General features: G+C 59.4%; 18 protein-coding genes. 3 read left to right on the plus strand and 15 right to left on the minus strand.

What is annotated here, in order from left to right; all coding sequences use genetic code 11:
- Positions 1–107 precede the first annotated feature (107 nt).
- Genes BLR72_RS20130 through BLR72_RS20140 form a run of 3 tightly spaced genes read left to right on the plus strand, consistent with a single transcriptional unit; the run spans position 108 to position 3,307 of the window.
- A complete protein-coding gene (locus BLR72_RS20130) occupies positions 108–1,184 on the plus strand; it encodes a tartrate dehydrogenase (protein ID WP_091951432.1) in 1,077 nt (358 codons plus the stop codon).
- A gap of 12 nt (positions 1,185–1,196) precedes the next feature.
- Positions 1,197–2,297 (plus strand): tartrate dehydrogenase, encoded by a 1,101-nt coding sequence (locus BLR72_RS20135; RefSeq protein WP_091951434.1) that lies wholly within the window; start codon positions 1,197–1,199, stop codon positions 2,295–2,297.
- The gene (locus tag BLR72_RS20140) at positions 2,294–3,307 is read left to right on the plus strand and encodes a PdxA family dehydrogenase (protein ID WP_091951436.1); all 1,014 of its coding nucleotides are present in this window, start codon (positions 2,294–2,296) and stop codon (positions 3,305–3,307) included. Before BLR72_RS20135 ends, BLR72_RS20140 begins: the two co-directional genes overlap by 4 nt.
- 3 nt (positions 3,308–3,310) lie before the next feature.
- Here BLR72_RS20140 and BLR72_RS20145 read toward each other — a convergent pair whose 3' ends face one another.
- The 15 genes from BLR72_RS20145 to BLR72_RS20215 all read right to left on the minus strand — a co-directional run bounded on the left by BLR72_RS20145 (position 3,311) and on the right by BLR72_RS20215 (position 18,574).
- On the minus strand, positions 3,311–3,847 hold the full coding sequence (locus BLR72_RS20145) for a chromate transporter (protein ID WP_091951672.1): 537 nt from the start codon (positions 3,845–3,847) through the stop codon (positions 3,311–3,313).
- A 2-nt stretch (positions 3,848–3,849) separates the two neighbouring features.
- The gene (locus BLR72_RS20150) at positions 3,850–4,404 is read right to left on the minus strand and encodes a chromate transporter (protein WP_175492420.1); all 555 of its coding nucleotides are present in this window, start codon (positions 4,402–4,404) and stop codon (positions 3,850–3,852) included.
- A gap of 89 nt (positions 4,405–4,493) precedes the next feature.
- On the minus strand, positions 4,494–5,267 hold the full coding sequence (gene fabG / locus BLR72_RS20155; protein WP_091951440.1) for an SDR family NAD(P)-dependent oxidoreductase: 774 nt from the start codon (positions 5,265–5,267) through the stop codon (positions 4,494–4,496).
- Positions 5,264–6,634, minus strand: coding sequence for an MmgE/PrpD family protein (locus tag BLR72_RS20160; RefSeq protein WP_091951442.1), 1,371 nt, complete (start codon positions 6,632–6,634; stop codon positions 5,264–5,266). Before BLR72_RS20160 ends, fabG begins: the two co-directional genes overlap by 4 nt.
- Complete coding sequence (locus tag BLR72_RS20165; protein WP_091951444.1) at positions 6,631–8,127, minus strand: tripartite tricarboxylate transporter permease; 1,497 nt, start codon at positions 8,125–8,127, stop codon at positions 6,631–6,633. The genes BLR72_RS20160 and BLR72_RS20165 overlap by 4 nt, the downstream gene beginning before the upstream one ends.
- Positions 8,127–8,603: a tripartite tricarboxylate transporter TctB family protein gene (locus tag BLR72_RS20170; protein ID WP_091951446.1), complete on the minus strand. Its 477-nt coding sequence runs from the start codon at positions 8,601–8,603 to the stop codon at positions 8,127–8,129. Before BLR72_RS20170 ends, BLR72_RS20165 begins: the two co-directional genes overlap by 1 nt.
- Positions 8,604–8,665: 62 nt before the next feature.
- On the minus strand, positions 8,666–9,634 hold the full coding sequence (locus tag BLR72_RS20175; protein ID WP_027232704.1) for a tripartite tricarboxylate transporter substrate binding protein: 969 nt from the start codon (positions 9,632–9,634) through the stop codon (positions 8,666–8,668).
- A gap of 53 nt (positions 9,635–9,687) precedes the next feature.
- Positions 9,688–11,103, minus strand: a complete 1,416-nt coding sequence (locus tag BLR72_RS20180) for an MmgE/PrpD family protein (RefSeq protein ID WP_091951448.1) — start codon at positions 11,101–11,103, stop codon at positions 9,688–9,690.
- Between the two features lie 14 nt (positions 11,104–11,117).
- A complete protein-coding gene (locus tag BLR72_RS20185) occupies positions 11,118–11,789 on the minus strand; it encodes an FCD domain-containing protein (RefSeq protein WP_091951450.1) in 672 nt (223 codons plus the stop codon).
- A gap of 264 nt (positions 11,790–12,053) precedes the next feature.
- A complete protein-coding gene (locus BLR72_RS20190; RefSeq protein WP_091951452.1) occupies positions 12,054–12,932 on the minus strand; it encodes an SMP-30/gluconolactonase/LRE family protein in 879 nt (292 codons plus the stop codon).
- A gap of 9 nt (positions 12,933–12,941) precedes the next feature.
- Positions 12,942–13,814, minus strand: coding sequence for an SMP-30/gluconolactonase/LRE family protein (locus BLR72_RS20195; protein WP_244506779.1), 873 nt, complete (start codon positions 13,812–13,814; stop codon positions 12,942–12,944).
- A 9-nt stretch (positions 13,815–13,823) separates the two neighbouring features.
- A complete protein-coding gene (locus BLR72_RS20200; protein WP_091951454.1) occupies positions 13,824–14,786 on the minus strand; it encodes a 3,5-dioxohexanoate:acetyl-CoA acetone transferase in 963 nt (320 codons plus the stop codon).
- A complete protein-coding gene (locus BLR72_RS20205) occupies positions 14,783–15,733 on the minus strand; it encodes a 3-hydroxyacyl-CoA dehydrogenase (protein WP_091951456.1) in 951 nt (316 codons plus the stop codon). Before BLR72_RS20205 ends, BLR72_RS20200 begins: the two co-directional genes overlap by 4 nt.
- An 8-nt stretch (positions 15,734–15,741) precedes the next feature.
- A complete protein-coding gene (locus tag BLR72_RS20210; RefSeq protein ID WP_091951676.1) occupies positions 15,742–16,548 on the minus strand; it encodes an SDR family oxidoreductase in 807 nt (268 codons plus the stop codon).
- Positions 16,549–16,561: 13 nt separating this feature from the next.
- Positions 16,562–18,574 (minus strand): ABC transporter permease, encoded by a 2,013-nt coding sequence (locus BLR72_RS20215; protein ID WP_244506784.1) that lies wholly within the window; start codon positions 18,572–18,574, stop codon positions 16,562–16,564.
- Positions 18,575–18,584: the final 10 nt, after the last annotated feature.

An 18,584-nucleotide genomic window follows, 5' to 3' on the forward strand; every position in this document is an offset into this window, starting at 1 on the left:
CAGGAACTCATGCCCTTTTTGGTAAATTGTCAACAGTTTGTAATTGACAATCTTGCGAATATTCGGCATCGGAGTATCGTGGGAGCGCAGCAGCGGGAGTTATTTTCATGAGAACACATCAGATAGCGGCTATTCCTGGAGACGGAATAGGCAAGGAAGTGGTCGCCGCCGGCCTGCGCGTTCTCGATGCGAGTGCCCGCCGCGACGGCAACTTCCAGGCTGCGATCACAGAATTTCCGTGGGGATCGGACTTCTACAAACAACATGGTCATCTCATGCCTGATAACGGCATCGAGCAGCTGAAGAGATTCGACGCTATTTATTTCGGGGCTGTCGGTGCCCCTGATGTGCCGGATCACCTGACTCTATGGGGTCTGCGCCTCGCCATATGTCAACCGTTCGACCAATATGCCAACGTCCGTCCGACGAGGATCCTGCCGGGGATCGAAAGTCCACTGCGTGGCGTAACAGCCAAGGACCTCGACTGGGTCATCGTCCGTGAAAACTCGGAGGGCGAATATGCCGGCCAGGGCGGTCGCTCGCATCGGGGGCTGCCGGAAGAAATCGCTACAGAAGTCTCGATCTTTACCCGCGTCGGCGTTACCCGCATCATGCGCTTTGCGTTCGAACTCGCGCAGTCGCGGCCGCGAAAGCTGCTCACCGTCGTCACCAAATCCAATGCACAGCGACACGGCATGGTATTGTGGGATGAAATCGCCAAGGACGTTGCAGCCGAATTTCCCGACGTGACCTGGGACAAGATGCTCGTCGATGCAATGACGGTGCGCATGACGCTCAATCCTGCCTCTCTCGATACGATCGTCGCGACCAATCTTCATGCCGATATTCTTTCCGATCTCGCCGCAGCCCTTGCCGGATCGATCGGCATTGCACCCACAGCAAACCTCAATCCGGAACGGCGATACCCCTCGATGTTCGAGCCGATCCATGGTTCGGCGTTCGATATCACCGGCAAGGGGATCGCCAATCCTGTTGGAACCTTCTGGTCAGCAGTGATGATGCTTGAACACCTTGGCGAAACGGCAGCAGCTGCGCGCCTGATGCGCGCAATCGAGCGCGTGACTGCGGACCCGTCATTGCACACACCAGACCTGCGCGGCAGCGCGACCACGGACATGGTCACGGAAGCGGTCTGCGCTGCCATCCTTGGCGACAACGAATAAGGACGCATTCTCATGACTGCAAACAGCTTCAGGATTGCCGTTATTGCCGGCGACGGCATCGGCAAGGAAGTCATGCCGGAGGGACTACGCGTCCTTAAGGCGGTCGCTGAAAAGTTCGACCTCGATCTCAGATTTGACAGCTTCGACTTCGCCTCGTGCGACTATTACGCCGAGCATGGCCGCATGATGCCGGAGAACTGGAAGGATCTCATTGGCGGGCACGATGCCATTTACTTCGGTGCTGTTGGCTGGCCTGAGACGGTTGCCGATCATATCTCTCTATGGGGCTCGCTTTTGCAGTTTCGCCGGGAGTTCGACCAGTATGTGAATTTGCGGCCCGTCAGACTCATGCCCGGCGTGCCGTCGCCGCTGGCAGGACGCGAGCCCGGCAATATCGACTTCTTCGTGGTTCGCGAGAACACCGAGGGCGAGTATTCCTCCATCGGCGGCAAGATGTATCCGGGAACCGAGCGCGAGATCGTCGTGCAGGAAACGGTGATGAGCAGGGTCGGCATCGACCGCATTCTCCGCTTTGCCTTTGAGCTTGCCCAAAACCGCACCAAGAAGCATCTGACGTCGGCTACAAAATCCAATGGCATTTCGATCACCATGCCCTACTGGGATGAGCGCGTCGAAGCGATGGCCAAGCGCTATGGGGATGTGCGCTGGGACAAGTATCACATCGATATCCTTTGCGCGCATTTCGTGCTCAATCCGGATCGCTTCGATGTGGTCGTGGCCTCCAATCTCTTCGGTGACATTCTCTCAGATCTCGGTCCCGCCTGTACGGGTACGATTGGAATTGCGCCGTCCGGCAACATCAATCCGGAACGCCTGTTCCCCTCGCTCTTCGAACCTGTCCATGGCTCGGCGCCGGATATCGCCGGCAAGGGCATCGCCAATCCGATCGGCCAGATATGGGCGGGCGCCATGATGCTCGATCATCTGGGTCATCCACAGGCGGCAGCGGCAATCGTGACGGCAATAGAAAGCGTCCTTATGGATCCGGCGCTGCGTACGGGAGATCTGGGCGGACGAGCCGACACCATCACCTGCGGTCGTGCGATCGCCGAGGCCATCCAGCTGCCCGAAGAACAGATGAGGAAATCATGAACAGCGAACGTCCAATCATCGCGCTCACCGCCGGCGATTGTACCGGCATCGGACCCGAGCAGACCGCCCGCATCCTCCATGACCAGCGCATGGCCGATGTGGCCCGTATCGTTGTCGTGGGCGACGCTCGCACCCTCGATCTCGGGAAACGGCAGGCCCGCGTATCGTTTGCATATCGAACCTACCAGTCTCCGGCTTCCGTCGACTGGTCGGATAACGCCGTGCCGCTGATCGACCTCGGCAACACCGATCCTTCGCTCTATGAGCCGGGCGTAGCAAGCGCCGAATCCGGCCGATTGACCGGAGACACGCTTGCCCGTGCGATCGACTTCGCGCTGGCAGGCGAGGTCGATGCGGTAACCTTTGCTCCCCTGAACAAGCGGGCCATGTACGATGGCGGCTGGAAATTCCCTGACGAACACAAGATGTTCGCCCATCTCCTCGGTCATCACAGCTATTTCAGCGAGATGAACGTGCTCGATGGCCAGTGGATGTCCCGCGTTACCTCGCATGTCTCGTTGCGCCAGGCCGTCGACCAGATCACGCGACCGGCCATCGAGGAGGCGATCGTCCTTGCCACGACCATGATGCGCAAGGCCGGTATAGCAAAACCCCGCCTTGCGGTCGCAGCGCTCAATCCGCATGCCGGAGAGAACGGTCTTTTCGGTACGGACGAGATCGAAATTATCCGTCCAGCCGTGGAGGCCATGGCCGCCAAGGGTATTGACTGCAAAGGGCCGTTTCCATCCGATACGGTCTATCTGAAGGCCTTTGCGGGAGAATTTGATGGGGTGCTCGCCATGTATCACGATCAGGGGCAGATCGCGACGAAGATGCGGGGCTTCAACCGGGGCGTAACGGTCACGGCGGGGCTCGATACGGTGTTTACGACGCCTGCGCACGGCACGGCATTCGATATCGTCGGCAAGGGAGTTGCCGATACCGGCGCGTTCGAAAACGCGATCAAGCTCGCAAGCCAATTGGTGCGCTTCAAGCAGCTTGATTCCTAAGGTTCAAAACCCGGTTGCGGCGAGCGCAGCGACCAAGCCGCCGAGAACCAGCACGCCGAGCACCGGAAATCTCGGCATCCACAGGAAGATGGCGGCGGCGAGGCCAATGATGGCAATGGCCGATGGTCCGCCGTGCGACAGCCGGAACAGCGAGATGATTCCGGCGATGATCAGTCCAATGCCCACAGGAGCCAGTCCTTCGCGCATGGCACGGTGCCAGCGCTTCTTACGATGGTTGTTGGTCAATTTGAACACCGCATAGCACAGCATCGAAGACGGTACGAACAGCGCGAGCGTCGCTATTGCGGCGCCCAGCCAACCCGCCACGCGCCAGCCGATGACGGTTGCCAGCATCATACCGGGACCCGGTGCCGCCCGCGACACAGCAAAAAGATCGAGGAACTCCCGGGAACTCACCCACCCATGAACGGTCACGGCTTCGTGCTGGATACCCGCCACGATTGCGCTGCCGCCCCCGATTGAAGTCAGGGAAAACGGAACAAACACCAAGGCTATGGCAACGATTGTGTCGAACCGCACGATCACGCCCTGCGCCAAGACAGAGCGACGCTGATTGGCGCCAGCACAAGCACCACCGGTATCAGCGGCATCTCAAGCACTCCAACGAGGAATGCGGTGAGAACAATGATTGCAACCGAGGGAGGAAAGCGCATGGCCCGCCGAAGGCCGTGGATGCACATGACGACCAGCAAACCCATCGCCGCAAAGGCCACGCCGTCGGAGATGGCGGGAAGCAATGCAAAGCCTGCCAAAGCATCGAACACCTGACAAAGCGCAATGACGGCGAAGAACGGGCCAACGAGGAAGCCAACGACGCAACTAAGCGCTCCGATGGGGCCGCGAAGTTGTTCGCCCATGCAAATGACGAGATTGACCACATTCGCGCCAGGCAACATTTGTGAGATAGCAAGACTGCTGGCGAAGTCATCTTCATCGATCCAGCGATGTTGGAGCACGAACCCCTGATACAGCCAGCCGGTCAGGCCGCCGCCAAAGCTCAATATGCCTATCTTGAAGCAGAGCAGGAAAAGCGAACGCAGGCGCGGCGGCGGCAAGGAATGGGAAAGATCTGACACGGGCAATGCCGTCCTTTCACTGAGACCCTCAGGAGGGTGGACCGCCCATGGATCAAGCCTGTATTCGAATCCAACACACCCCTGGCGGATCAGGGTAAGAAAGCGCCGCCGTTGACGTGCAGCGTCTGGCCGGTGACAAAGCGGGCCGGCTCGCTCGCGAGATACATGACCGCAGCTGCAACTTCCTCAGGCGTTCCGCGCCTTCCCATCAGCGTGCGCGTGGTGTTGTGGTGCGCCGGCTCACCGCCAGACGATGCGTGCACGCGGTTCGTATCGATCATCCCGGGAGAAACCAGATTGACCGTTACTCCACGCGGTCCAAGTTCATGGGCCAGTGCCTTGGTGAAGCCGTCGAGCCCGGCCTTGGCCGATATGACATGGGCGCGGTGCACCGCGCCGGTGTAGGCCGTCAATCCGCCAATGTTTATGATGGTACCCCTTCCGCCGGACAGTAAATGAGGGATCGCAGCGCGGCTCATGAGGAACGCGCCATCGAGCGTCACGCTCATTACTTCCCGCCAATCCTCGAACGACAAGGCTTCAATGGGGGCTTCACGCCGTATGGCGGCATTGTTGACGAGGATGTCGAGGCGCCCGAGTTGTGCGGCCGCAAGCCCGACAAGGCGGTCGGCATCGGCTTCATTGGCCACATCGCCAAGAAGGACGACGGCGCGGCTGCCCCGTTGCTCGACCTCGCGCGCAACAGCCTCCGCCGCTGCCTGATCCGATCTGGCCACAATGGCGATCCCGGCGCCGGCGTCAGCCAGAGCAAGGGCGATCGCCCGACCGATATTGCGCGAGGCACCGGTTACCAGCGCCACCTGTCCGTCGAGTTCCCGCCGCCTTGTTTGATCCGTGTTCATGCGCGTGCTCCCGCCAGATCGATAGGACCGCCAGCCGCGATTTGTTCGAGGGATGCGCGCAGCGCCGCAATGCTGCGCTCCCCCAGGCCACCAAAGCGCAGATTCGCTTCGAACTTGCTCGCCATCTCGGCGTCAGGCAAGGGTTCGCGCGCTCCGCCGCGCATATAGGGCTGGTGGAATTCATGAACCGTGCCGTCTTTCAAAACCGCCTTGAGATGGCCGGTAAAGTTCGACGGATAGGGATCGGCCGGATTGATTTCGTACGAGATCTTGGCTGCCAGCGCTCGGATCGCGGCATCGCGGACCCGCTCATCGGTAAATTGCCCCAGCCCGGCCTCCCCATCCAGGAATCCGACTGCCATGCAATAGGGTGTCGAAAACTTGCCGGCATACCCATTCGGCGGCCTTTGTTTTTCGGCCAATGGCTCCCATAGACGATGAACCGTGCCCTCCCCGACCTTGCAGACGATGGATGCTATGTCCTCGGCCCCGATACCGAGCGCTGCCAGCTTCTTGGCGCAATCGATGAAGGGTTGGGTCATGGTTCCGCAGGCGTAGGGTTTGAATGCCAGCGTCTCGACGATCCACTGCTTGCCCAGCCCCTCGAGCAACGGCATGAAATCGGGTGCCTTGGACGGAGCAAAGGCCCTGTACATTCCATGTGAGCCTTCGAAAACGCTTATGGGACCTGTGAAGCCGGCTTCTGCCAGCAGGGCGGCCCGCACGCCGGCTTGCGCAGCAGCGCCCGCATGCAGACGCTTTGTCGAGCTGCCATCTGCAAGATACTCGATGATGCCGGAAGCAAGGCTGCCCGAAATTCCAAGGGCACGTCCAATCACGTCGGCCCCAAACCCTAGCGCCGCACAGACAGCGGCGGCCGCCGCCGGCGCGCCGAATATGGCTGTCGGATGAAAGCCGGCCTTGTGCGTTGCCTGCGGAGCTACCAGGCTCATCCGGCACATGAGTTCGGCGCCCACCGCGATGCCGCGCATGGCTGCGCGACCATCAAGTCCGCGCCTTTCGGCGATCGCAAGGACCGCGGAGACAACCACTGCGCCCGCGTGGATCGGGCCACCTTCGAAGGTGTCGTCGAAATCTTCGCCATGTGCGGCTGTGCCGTTGACGATCGCGGCATCGTAAAGCCCCAGCTGGCGTTCATGACCGAAAGCGGTGCAGCTTCCGGCATCCACTGCGCTTGCCAGTGCCGCTCCGACATAGTCGGTGCCGCGGGCGGCAACGGCCAGACCGACAATATCGAAGAGGAGCCGCCGGCTGACTGCGTCGACGGTTGCCGGCGGTGTGCATTCCGCGGCAAAACTCGCCAATCTTGACGCGACGGGCAGCACTGGGGGAACGGTCTGGTTCATGAACGGGCTTCCTCTATTCTGGTCTTGCGGGCGTCGCGCACCTCGCGGCTAAGCGAAAAAACGACGAATATGAGCGCGATGGAAAGCAGCGCCACGGCGATGGGATCCTGAAGAAAGATCATGTGGTCACCCCCCGAAAGCACCAGCGAGCGGCGATAACTCGATTCGACCATATGGCCGAGCACGACGCCAAGAATCATCGGCAGGACCGGGAATCCGGCGATGCGCATGAGGAAACCGACCAGACCAAGCGCGAGTGCAATTCCAAGGTCGAACAGGCTGTTGTTCAGCGTGAAAATGCCCGACAGGATAAGCGCGAAGATGAATCCAGCGCGGTATGGGCGTGGACGATTGACCAGCCAAATGCAGGCCGGAAGTATGACGATACCGACACCGATTTGCGCAATGATCGCGATGAACGATCCGACATAAATACTGTCAATCACCTGGGCGCTCTGTTCGAACAGGCGCGGTCCAGGAATCAGCCCGTGCATCAATAGGCCGCCAAGCAGGACCGCCGTCGAATTCGAACTCGGGATGCCGAAGCTGAGAAGCGGGATGAGCGCGGTGCTTGCCACCGTGTTGTTGGCGGCCTCAGGCGCAGCGACGCCCTCCTCGGATCCCTTGCCAAACAAATGCGGTGTCTTCGACCAGCGCTTGGCCTCGTTATAGGACATGAACGCTGCAATCGAACCGCCGCCGCCGGGGGTGAGCCCTTCGAACAGGCCAAGGACGCAGCCGATGAATTGCGAACGCTTGAGCCTGTTCATGACAGAAAGGCTTGGCAGCTTGATCTTGATTTTCTGATTGAGCTGCGCCGTGTTGGTCGATCCCGATTGGCTCATCAACTCGGTCAACGCAAAGAGGCCGACCATCACCAGCACCGGTTCGACGCCGCCCAAGAGGTCGGGTATGTCGAAGGTAAAGCGTGTCACGCCGGATATCGGATCGGTGCCGACTGTTGCGATCATCAGGCCGACAGTCGCAGCCGCAAGACCCTTGATCAGCGAGCCTCCGCTCATCGAGGCAATCACGCTGAGGCCAAGGATACCGAGCCCGAAATAGGAGGCAGGCGTAAATGCCAGCGCCAGCCACGACAGTGGCTCGGTTAGCATTATCAGCATTGCGAGGCCGAACAGGCTGCCGATCACCCCTGACATCAGGGAAATGCCGAGCGCTTCGCCGGCTCGCCCCTGGCGATTGAGTTCGTAACCGTCGATCACAGTGGCTGCAGAAGAATTGGTGCCTGGCGTCCTGATCAGGATCGCCGGGATCGAGCCGCCATACTCGGCGCCGATATAGACGCAGGCGAGCAAGGCGATCGCCTGCGCAGGATCCATCGTATAGGTAAACGGCAGTACCAGGGCCATGGTGATGGAAGCCGAGATGCCCGGCAGGGCGCCGCCGAGAATGCCCCAGGTGAGGCCGGCGATGGAAACGAAGATGAGCGGCGTTTCCGTCAGAAGCCTGATTATGTCCATAATCGTCGTCATCAGAATAACCCCTGTACCAGCGAACCTGCCGGCTGGTGGACCCCGAGCAGTTTGACGAAGACGGCCCAGTAGAAAATGCCGCCGCCAATGGCGGCAACCGGTACGACCCAGGTGCGCGGCGCGCCTTCATAAAGCGCGATCCCCCCGATGAGGAGGGCGGTACCGATGACGTAGCCGACGAAAGGCAAAAGGATCACATAGGCAGCCCCGAACAACAGGAAGCCGACGGCACGCGGAAGACGCGCGTCTCCTTCATCGTCATCCGCACCCGCCGCCACCTGCCGTGCCTGGCTTGCGAGCAACGTCCGCCCCATAAGCAGTATTCCGAGGATGGCGAGTACGATGGCAAGCACATGCGGCAGTCCGGCCGCGCCAACCTCGTCCGACAAAGTGCTGTCGGCGATTTCACCTGCCCAGGCATAGTAGGTACCTGCGCCAGCAAGGAGAACGAGGCCGCTGATAAGGTCTTTTCTCATGGATCAACCCTTAACGATGATCGACGAGGGGCCAGCCTTTTCGCCAGCCCCCGCGATCAATCTCACTTGATGGCACCCGTCGATTTCAGGAATTCCTCGGTCGACGTGGCAAAATTGTTGATGAATGCCGGATAGTCCTTTTCTCCGATCAACTGGGGAACGAGCACTTCGGCCGTGTAGGCTTTCTTGTATTCCGGATCGGCCAGCAGGTTCTTTATCGCCTCGTCCCAGACCGCCTTGGTGGCATCCGGAACGCCCTTGGGGCCAGCGAGGCCACGAAATTTCACCAGGCTGACGTCGTAGCCCAATTCCTTTACCGTAGGCACATCGGGCTTTTCGGTGATGCGTTCAGGATTGAATGTAGCGAGCAGCGTAATCTTGCCGGCATCGAGCTGCGATCGAAGCTCCTGGATCTCGCCAATGCCGATGTCGAGCGTGCCATTGAGAACATTGAGCATCATGTCGCCGCCGCCCTCATGGGTGACGATCGCAGGTGTCACGCCTGCGGCGCGCTTTAGCTGCTCGGCCGCCTGCCGTTCCAGGGATGCGGGATTGGCAGCGCCCCACCGGCCGCGTTCTTTCTTGGCATGCTCGATCACATCCTTCAGCGACTTGTAGGGCCCATCCGTACGCGTGTAGATCACTTCGCTGTCGGCGAAGATGTTAACCAGCGGATCCATGTCCTTGTAAGTGCTCTGCGGCTTGCTCATCAAGGATGTGTAGATATAAGTCGGGGTCGTCGCATAGAAGACGCTCCCGTCAGCTGGTCCGCTCGCAACCCGAGCCATGGCCTTGGCGCCGCTGCCACCCTGGACATTTTCCACGATGAATGTGGCGTCGATGTACTTGCCGAGATATTTGGTCATTTCGCGCAGGAACACGTCGCTGCCACCGCCGGGACTTGAGTGCGTCACCAGCGTCACCACCTTGTTCGGGTATGGCAGAGGTTCAGCTTGGGCATTTGCGCCGGAAACAATCGCTAGCGTGGCAAGGCCAAGCACTGCCTGGCCGATAGACTTGATGAATGTCATTTCTCTCTCCCATTTAGCTGCCGTTTCTCCAGAACGGCTTCCTCAAACTCAGTTCACGGGGCTTTTCCTTCCCCGCTGATCAATTCCATGCAGCGACCGACGTCGGCGCCGGCATCCATATTTCGCACGAGCGCGAGCAATTCTTCCTGCGCTTCACTATCAATGACGCCCTCCGCGCACATGCGAAACTTGTCGTCCAGACCGGCATCGCTGATCGGGTTGGACGGGCCGCCCCGATAGCGCTCGTCCGCCTCCTGCACCAATGTCCGGCCGTCCTTCGTAACTACTTCGATGCGCGACCGTATGCGGTCGTATCCTGCCGCGTCGATAGCCGGATCGTTTATCACGTCGGTTCGTGCCTGAAGATCCTGCATAGCCTCGCCCGCAACAAAGCTGTCTTCGAATTCATGATGGCTTGCCCGCCGGCACAGGATGATCATGGCGAGCAGTGCGGGCATGGAGAACTTTGCCTGAAGATGGTTCTGCGCAATCGGATAGCGGATCGGTTCGATGATGTTTTTGCCGGCAAAGAACCTGATGCGCTCTACCTCTTCAGGCTTGAGGTCATGGTCGATCACCAGCTTCAACATCGCATCCATTGATTGATGCGTGAGAATGCCCGAAGGGTACGGCTTTATGCTGACGCCGGGCTCAATGATCGTCAAGGGCGCGGCAAATCCCGCAGCTGCCTTGTCCGGATCGAGACCCTCGCCCATCACCGAGAAGAAACCCCACTGTCCGTCCAGGACTGAAGGGTCCGCCTCAAAGCCACGGGCGGCAAGCAGGGCTGCGGTAACGCCATTCTCGCAGGCTCGGCCGACATGGAGCGGCTTCGTCATGGTGCCGAAGTTGGCGCGTATGCCAGCGGCAAAACTTGCAGCCAATCCGAGCGCATGCGCGAGCGCGTCGCCTTTCAATCCGAGAAGTTTCGCTGCAGCCGCCGTCGCCCCGAAGGTGCCGACGGTGCCGCTCGTGTGGTGGCCGCGTCGATAGTGGCGTGGTTTCATCCATTCCGCGATCTTGCATTCGACTTCGAAACCCACCTGGAAAGCGAGCATCAATTCACGCCCGTCCACTATCCCTTCGCGGCTTGCGATGATGAGCGCGGCGGTGAGGGGTGGAACAGACGGATGCGTAAGCAGGCCGTAGACATGAGCCGGATCGTGCGAAACCTGCGTATCATCCCAATCGTGGGCGTGTCCGGCAGTGCCCCATACGCGAGCGGCAAGGGGGGCCGGAACCTTCTTCGTCCCGGCACCCGGCAGGGGCGCGTCCGCGCGCCCGGCCTGATCCAATGCATCGCCAATAAGGATTTCAACCGAAGCCTCGCGGCTACCGGCCAGATACAGGCCCGCCGTATCGACCATGCAACGCCGGCCAATAATGAGCGCCTCTTCCGGCAAATCCGCATAGGTCGTGCGTTCTATGAGACGTATGGCCTGGGCCGTAATGTCGAGTGAGGAATTCACACATATCTCCAGTGCTATGCAAGAGGGTTTGTCGCGGACATGAGCCGGCCCTTCGCCGTCTCGACGTGGTTGGCGTGAGCTTTGAAGGCCTGCGCCGGGTCGCGAGCGGCGATGGCATCGACCATTCTGTGATGTTCCAGGTTGGAAGCGTGGATCGCGTCGCCGTGCATCAGGCTGTGGGCCCGGTGGAGCCTGAGCTGCTTGACCAGCGTCAGATACTGCTGAGCCAGAACTTCGTTTCCTGATCGAACGACAATGAATTCATGCAGGGCGAAATTAAGCGAGATATAGCGGGCATGGTCATCCGCGCCGATGGCTTCGTCCATGTCCTCGACGAAGCGCCTCAGCCTTGCAATATCATCGTCGGTCGCGCGTTCCGCCAGAACCTTTCCGGCAAGGCCGAAGAGCACCGTGCGCACGTCATAAACGTCGGATGCTTCTGCTGCGCTGAGCCGGCGGACGAAGAAGCCACGGTTGGGGACCTGCTCGATGAGGCCTGACGACTCGAGCGATCGGAGTGCTTCGCGTACTGGTCCGCGGCTGATGCCGAACCGGAACGCGATCTCCTTTTCATTCAAATGACCCCCAGGCGCTACCTCGCCGTCGAGAATGAATCGTTCGATCTCCTGTTCCAACAGTCCCGGAAGGGACGTAGACCTGAGAATTTCGAAGGCTTTCTGATTCATCCGCCTATTCCTGTTTTCACAGGAGATAGATTGCAGATTGCTTATTGTCAACAATTTATTGCAAACTGCTGTTTATTGGCATTTTAACGGATAGCGCAACGTGAAACTTTGACCCAGCCGGATGCTGGGTCTGATCTCGTCTGCTTCGTGAAAATCCGGACGCCGCGCTGTTTCGCCGTTTGCGGTTGTTGATCCTCACAATCGCATCGTTGTAAGAGAACGCCTGTCGCAGCGGAAGCCAGAGGAACCGGAGAGAGTCTTATATTAGCCGGCAAATCGCATCTCAGGAACGCCGCTGATGCCAAGCCCGGTGATTGCAAACAGGCTGCCACGTAGAACCCCATCTCCCGGAAAGCGCGGTAGCGGCGGCTTTGCCATGGAGGTTACATAAAGGATGTCGAGGTTCGGACCGCCGAACATGACACTGGTCACTTTTTTCACTGGCATATCAATGACCCGGTCCACCGATCCGTCCGGCCTGTAGCGGATCACCTTCCCGTCATAGACTTGAGCGTTCCACAAGCATCCCTCGGCATCCACCGTGGAACCGTCGGCAGCGCCGCCCGTCGATGTGTCGAGTTTCACGAACGTCCGGCGATTGGATACACTCCCTTTGGCCTGGTCGTAATCATAAGCCCAGATCTCGCCCGACCAGGAATCCGCGAAATAGAACGTACTTCCGTCCGGGCTCCAGCACGGACCGTTCGAGACAATAATGCCCTCATCGAGGGTATGAACACTCAAATCGGGATCGACACGGTATAGCGCGCCATTGGGACCGCTCTCCATCGTGTCCATCGAGCCCGCAACGAAACGGCCCTGCTTATCCACCTTGCCGTCATTGATGCGATTTTCGTGCTTATCGGGTTCAGGATCGTGAATGAGGTCTACGTCGCCTGTCTTGAAGTCGAGGAGATGAAAGCCCCGGGCGAGTGAGACGATTGCCCCGTTTCCATCCTTGCGCAGCGCCATGGAGCCGATTTTCATCGGCACATCCCAAGCGCGCAGTTCACGCCCGTCGGCGGTAGCCCGGAAAACGCGTCCGTCGAAACTGTCGATCCAGTAGAGTCGTTCCTGGTCCACGTCCCATAGCGGGCCCTCGCCGAGCGTTGTCTTTACGTCTACCACCACTTCTATTTTCATGTCGCTCCCCTATCCTTTGAAACGCGGTTCCGGCAACCCGCGGACACCCAGCCCATGAACCGCAAACATGCAGCCCGCTTCGCGCTCGCGATGGTATTGGTTGTTGAATGGCCGGGCCATCGACGTTACGAACGCAATGTCAAGTTCCGGCCCGCCGAACGTGATGCTTGTGGTCGATTGGACCGGAAGGCCAACGATGCGATCGATAACTCCATTCGGGTCGAAGCGGATCAGGCGCCCGGAATATACTTCGACACTCCACACATACCCTTCGGCATCCACCGTCGCGCCATCCGGATAGCCGCGCAGACCCTCGAAACTCGTGAAGATGCGGCGCGATCCTACAGTGCCGGTCGCCGTGTCGTAGGCATATGCATGGATCTTCCGTGTGCCGGTGTCGGCGAAATAGAGGGTTGCGCCGTCGGGACTGAAGCACGGGCCATTCGAACAGACGATGCCGGTATCGAGGGTGTGAAGCGAAAGGTCGGGGTCAAGGCGATAAAGCGTGCCGACCGGATCCCGTTCCTCGAAATCCATCGAGCCGGCTATGAAGCGGCCCTGGCGATCAACTTTTCCGTCATTCAGCCGCGGACGAAGTTCTCCCGGATGCGTTTCGTGGAGCAGTTCCACTGCTCCCGTTGCGAAGTCCAGCGTATAAAACCCGTTTCTCAGCGAAACGATCGCTCCGCCCTTGGCTCGCAAAGCCATCGACCCAATGGGCTCCGGCATTTTCCAGGTCTTGCGGTCCCCGCCATTTGCATCGCAGGAATAAACGGCCGGCGCGTATGAGTCGATCCAGTAAAGCCGTTGCTGTTCGACATCCCATAGAGGACCCTCACCGAGCTCATTCCGGTCGCTGCTGAAAACTTCGATGCGCAACATGGCTCTCTCCTAGAACGCGACCTTGTCGCCTCCCTTGAGTTGAAGAATCTCGCGAGCCTCATCTGGCGTTGCCACCTCCATGCCGAGACCTTCGATGATCTTCCGTGCGAGCAACACCTGTTCGGCATTCGACTTGGCGAGTTTACCCTTCCCCGCCCACAGGCTGTCTTCAAGGCCAACCCTGATGTTGCCTCCAAGAGCCGCGGCCTGAGCGGCGATGCGCAACTGGCTCGAGCCCGCGCCGAGAACGGACCACCGGAAACTATCGCCGAAGAGCCTATCTGCCGTGCGTTTCATGTGAGCGACGTCTTCCGGATGCGTTCCGATTGCGCCGAGCAGCCCGAACACCGACTGCACGAAGAACGGTGCCTTCACGAGACCGCGATCCGCGAAATGCGCGAGGTTGTAGAGATGCGCAATGTCGTAGCACTCGAATTCAAAGCGCGTGCCATTGTCGTAGCAGGTTGCCAGAATGTACTCTATATCCTTGAAACTGTTGCGAAAAACGAGGTCACGGGTGGCTTCCAGATGCGGCTTTTCCCAGTCGAACTTGAATTCCTTGTATTTGTCGACAAGGTGATAAAGTCCGAAATTGATAGAACCCATGTTGAGCGAAGCCACCTCGGGCTTGAATGTCGCTGCCGGTTTGACCCGCTCCTCGACCTTCATATAGGGACTGCCACCCGTCGTGATGTTTATCGCGGCCTTCGTGTTCTGCTTGATCCGTGGCAGAAACCTGGCGAAAGCTTCAGGCGTTTGATCAGGTTTGCCAGTTTCAGGGTCGCGCGCATGCAGATGCAGGATCGCAGCTCCGGCATCTGCTGCTGTCAGCGCTTCCTTGGCGATTTCGTCGGGCGTGATCGGCAAATAAGGCGACATCGTCGGCGTGTGGATCGCACCCGTGATGGCACAGGTGATGATAACCTTGCCCTTGATCGTTGATCCTCCGCTCACTCTCGCTGTCTCGCTCATCGTCCGAACTCCTGCGTTGATTTTTGCTTGTGTGCCGCGAGTGCCATCAGGCGGCGGTCACGCCAGACCTGGCGTTCCACCAACTTTTCCTTGGGCAGCTTCTCGCGCCGGCCGGATTCCACAGTCTCCAGCACGTCGCCGGCCCAGTCGACGCGGCGCTGCATCTGCGGGAACAAGCGCTCGTAGATAATCTGATATCTCTCCACATAGTCGCGAACCCCGCCGGGAGCATTCAAGTCGATCGTCTCGAACGGCCCCATGAACGACCAGCGCAGGGCGAGACCGTCCCTGATGCCTATATCGACGTCCTCGACAGTGGCGTAACCATCAGCGACAAGCCGAAAAGCTTCCTCGAGCAATGCGCCTTGCATTCTGTTCATGATGAACCCATCCAGTTCGCGTTTCATCACAAGCGGTGCATGACCGGCCGCGACCAGGAATGCACGCGTCCGCTCCACCACGTCTGGCGATGTCCATGGTGCGGGCACGACCTCCGCCGCTGGTATCAGGTAGGGTGGGTTGATCGGATGGACGACCAGGCAGCGATGGCGGTTGGCCAGATGTTCGGTAAATTTCGACGGCAACAGCGCCGACGTTGAACTGGCGATCACCGCAGAAGGACTGGCCGCCTCGTCGAGCTGGGAGAAAACCTTGATCTTGATCTTGAGGTCTTCGGGCGTGTTCTCCTGGATGTGGATCGCACCGTCCAGGGCCTTTGCCAAATCTGCTTCGGGGGTGATCCTTTCCAGGACCGCTTCCGGTGAATGCCCGTTCAGAAGATCATTTCGCTCAAGGTCGGTGAGAACCTCGGCAACATAATCTCGGGCCTTGGCAACGGCCTCGGACGACTGATCCCAAAGAGCGACCTCATAGCCTGCCCTGGCGAAGCTTATCGCCCAGGCCCTGCCGATAAAGCCGCTACCTATAATCGCTGTTTTCTCCGTCATTTTTTCCCTCACAAGGTCTCGACATTGCCGTCGACGCCGAGCGACTGGCCAGAAATATTGACCCCGGCATTGGAAAGCAGAAATGCGACCATATTCGCCACGTCATAGGGGCTGACCATCCGGCGAAGCGAAACGTTCTGCAGGTAGCGTTCCGTCATCTCGTCGTGAGATATGCCCAACTGTTTCGCACGGTTGCTGATGACGTTTTCAATCCTTGGTCCCTCAACGATACCGGGCAGGATGGCATTCACTCTGATCGCATGAGGTCCGAGTTCCTTGGCAAGGCTTTGGGTAAAACCGACCACGCCGAACTTGGCCGCCGAATAGGGCGAGCGAAACGCATAACCGTGGCGGCCTGCGGCTGACGACATGTTGACGATCGATCCGCCACCGGCGGCTTTGAGCAGGGGTGTTGCACGCCGGGCGCAGAGAAACTGTCCGGTCAGGCAGATGTCGATGCATCGCCGCCAGTCTTCGGTGCTGATCTCGTCAACGCCCCCGGTCGGTCCGGCAATTCCAGCATTGTTGATCAGAGCGTCGAGGCCGCCCAAAGACGCCGACACTTCATCGAACATGCGGTCGACATCTGCCTCGCTCGAAACGTCGGCGATGGTTGCCAGGGCTGGCTTCATCGAAGCGCTCGCTTCTTCAAGCAAACCCTGTGAAATGTCGCAGATTGCCACGCGCGCGCCGAGCGCCGTTAGCGTTGAAGCGATAGCAAATCCGATGCCTGAACCGCCTGCGGTTACCAGTACACGCTGTCCGCGCACGCCGCCCAAGAACTCTTCCGCCGATGCTGGAGCCACCCTGTTCATCATCCATCCCCTTTTAAGATCGCTTCTCGCGAAGCGCCATGACCGCGCCAAGCACGACAAGTCCAAACAGGATCGCGCGTGTGGCGTAAGGCAACGTTGTTCCGGCGAGGAACATCTGCAGTGCCGTAAGCAGGAGTACGCCTCCGAGCATGCCGAGATAATGCCCGCGCCCCCCGGTTATCAAAGCGCCACCGACCACCACCACCGCAATGGACGGCAGCAGGTAGTCATCGCCCATGCCAAGGCTCGCCTGGCCGGAAAAGCCGGTGAGCAAAATGCCGCCGAGACCAGCGCAAAAACCGGAAAGAACATAGACGAGAATGAGTGTGCGCCCGACCGCGATCCCGGAAAGCTGTGCGGCGCGCAGGCCATTGCCGATACCGTAGACCCTGCGGCCGAAGGCGGTTCTTCCGAGGAGGAGCACCGACACTATGACGAACAGCACCATGAAAGGGACAACGGGCGTCACAGTCCATATCTTGCCGGTCATGAACCAGCGAAGCATGGGCGAGGAGAAGCCGGCTGGCGTCCCTTGCGAATAGACCAGCGCAAAACCTTGCAGAATCCCGTTCATCGCCAGCGTCATCACGATCGGCGAAATGCCAAGGATCACGATACCGACGCCATTTATGAAGCCTATCGCTGCAGCGATCAAAAGGACGGCAGGCAAGGCATAGGTCAAGGCAGCGTCGGAGCCATTGACGATCCCGGCGAGCAGGATGCCCGAAATGCCGATCGTCCAAGGCACCGAAAGGTCAAGGCCGCCGGTGAGGATTACCGTTCCCTGTCCAAGCGCCAGGATGGCAAGGAAGGTGGAGAGAACCGCCAGCGAGTTCCAATAGGTCGGATTCAGGACGGCGCGGCCAAGCCAGAGCTGCGTGACGATGACGACGAGGAGAAGGCAAACATAGGCAGGAAGCGCATAGCGGATGGTCTCGCGGTTGCGCGACAGAAATGATGCCGACACCGGCTTGAAACGCGTTGGGCCGGCAAGCTTCAATCTCCGGTCGGTCCGGTCGAGCTGCGATGGCAGCAAGCCGTTTCGCCAGGCGGAAAACTGGGCGCCCGCGCTGCGGATCTGCTTGGCAAGGGTGGAACTGTAGGAGATGGATCCCGCGAGGACCGCCAGGATGAGGATGGTCCCCTCGGCAATGGTTGAGTAGTAGGCGGATACATTCAGTACCAGCAGGATATTCACGACCATCATCAGGATATAGGCCCCGAACACCGTGCCCAGCGGGCCGCCTCGCCCGCCTCCGAGACGCGTTCCGCCAACGACCACAGCCGCAAACATCGAAAGCAGTAGTGGATTTCCAACCAGCGGATCGGCACTTCCCGTCTGGGCGCTGATGAAGACGCCCGCAAGGCCATAGCAGCCGCCGGCGATGACATAGACCAGGAATTTCGTCAGCTTGACGCGGATGCCGATGGCCGCGGCCGCGTCCGGATCACTACCGACGGCATAAATAGCTGTGCCGAGGCGCGTATTCTTCAACCAGAGCCAGGCGAGAAGAACGATGCCGATCACCACGAGCGGCATGGGGAGCCATCCGGTAACGGCATCGCCGAGATAAAACGTACCGAGATCGGGAGCGACGAAGCCGCCTGGCTTGTCCATGACGAGCAAAGTCAGACCCTGGATGATGAACATGGTGGACAGGGTGACGACGATGGGTTGCAGTCGGAAAAAAGCAATAAAAATGCCGTTGAACGCGCCGGTCAACATTCCGACACCGATTCCGACGCATGTCCAATAGAACACGCTCGTCTCAGCGGCCGCCGGATCCATGCTCTGCGCAAGAACGACGTTGACCAGCGATATGACCGCGCCGGCCGAAAGATCGAACCCGCCGGACAATACAACGATGGTCTGGCCGATGGCGGCGAGGGCCGAAGTCGCACCACCGCTCGAAAGGAATGAAATATCGAAGTAGCTGAGTGGCCCCGTGCTGACGAGATCGACGATGCCAAGCAGACCAAGAAATACCACGATCGCAATGATTACACTGCGACGCTCCGGTGACATGGCAAGAAAC

The organism is Phyllobacterium sp. YR620 (genome assembly GCF_900104165.1).
Taxonomy (GTDB): domain Bacteria; phylum Pseudomonadota; class Alphaproteobacteria; order Rhizobiales; family Rhizobiaceae; genus Phyllobacterium; species Phyllobacterium pellucidum.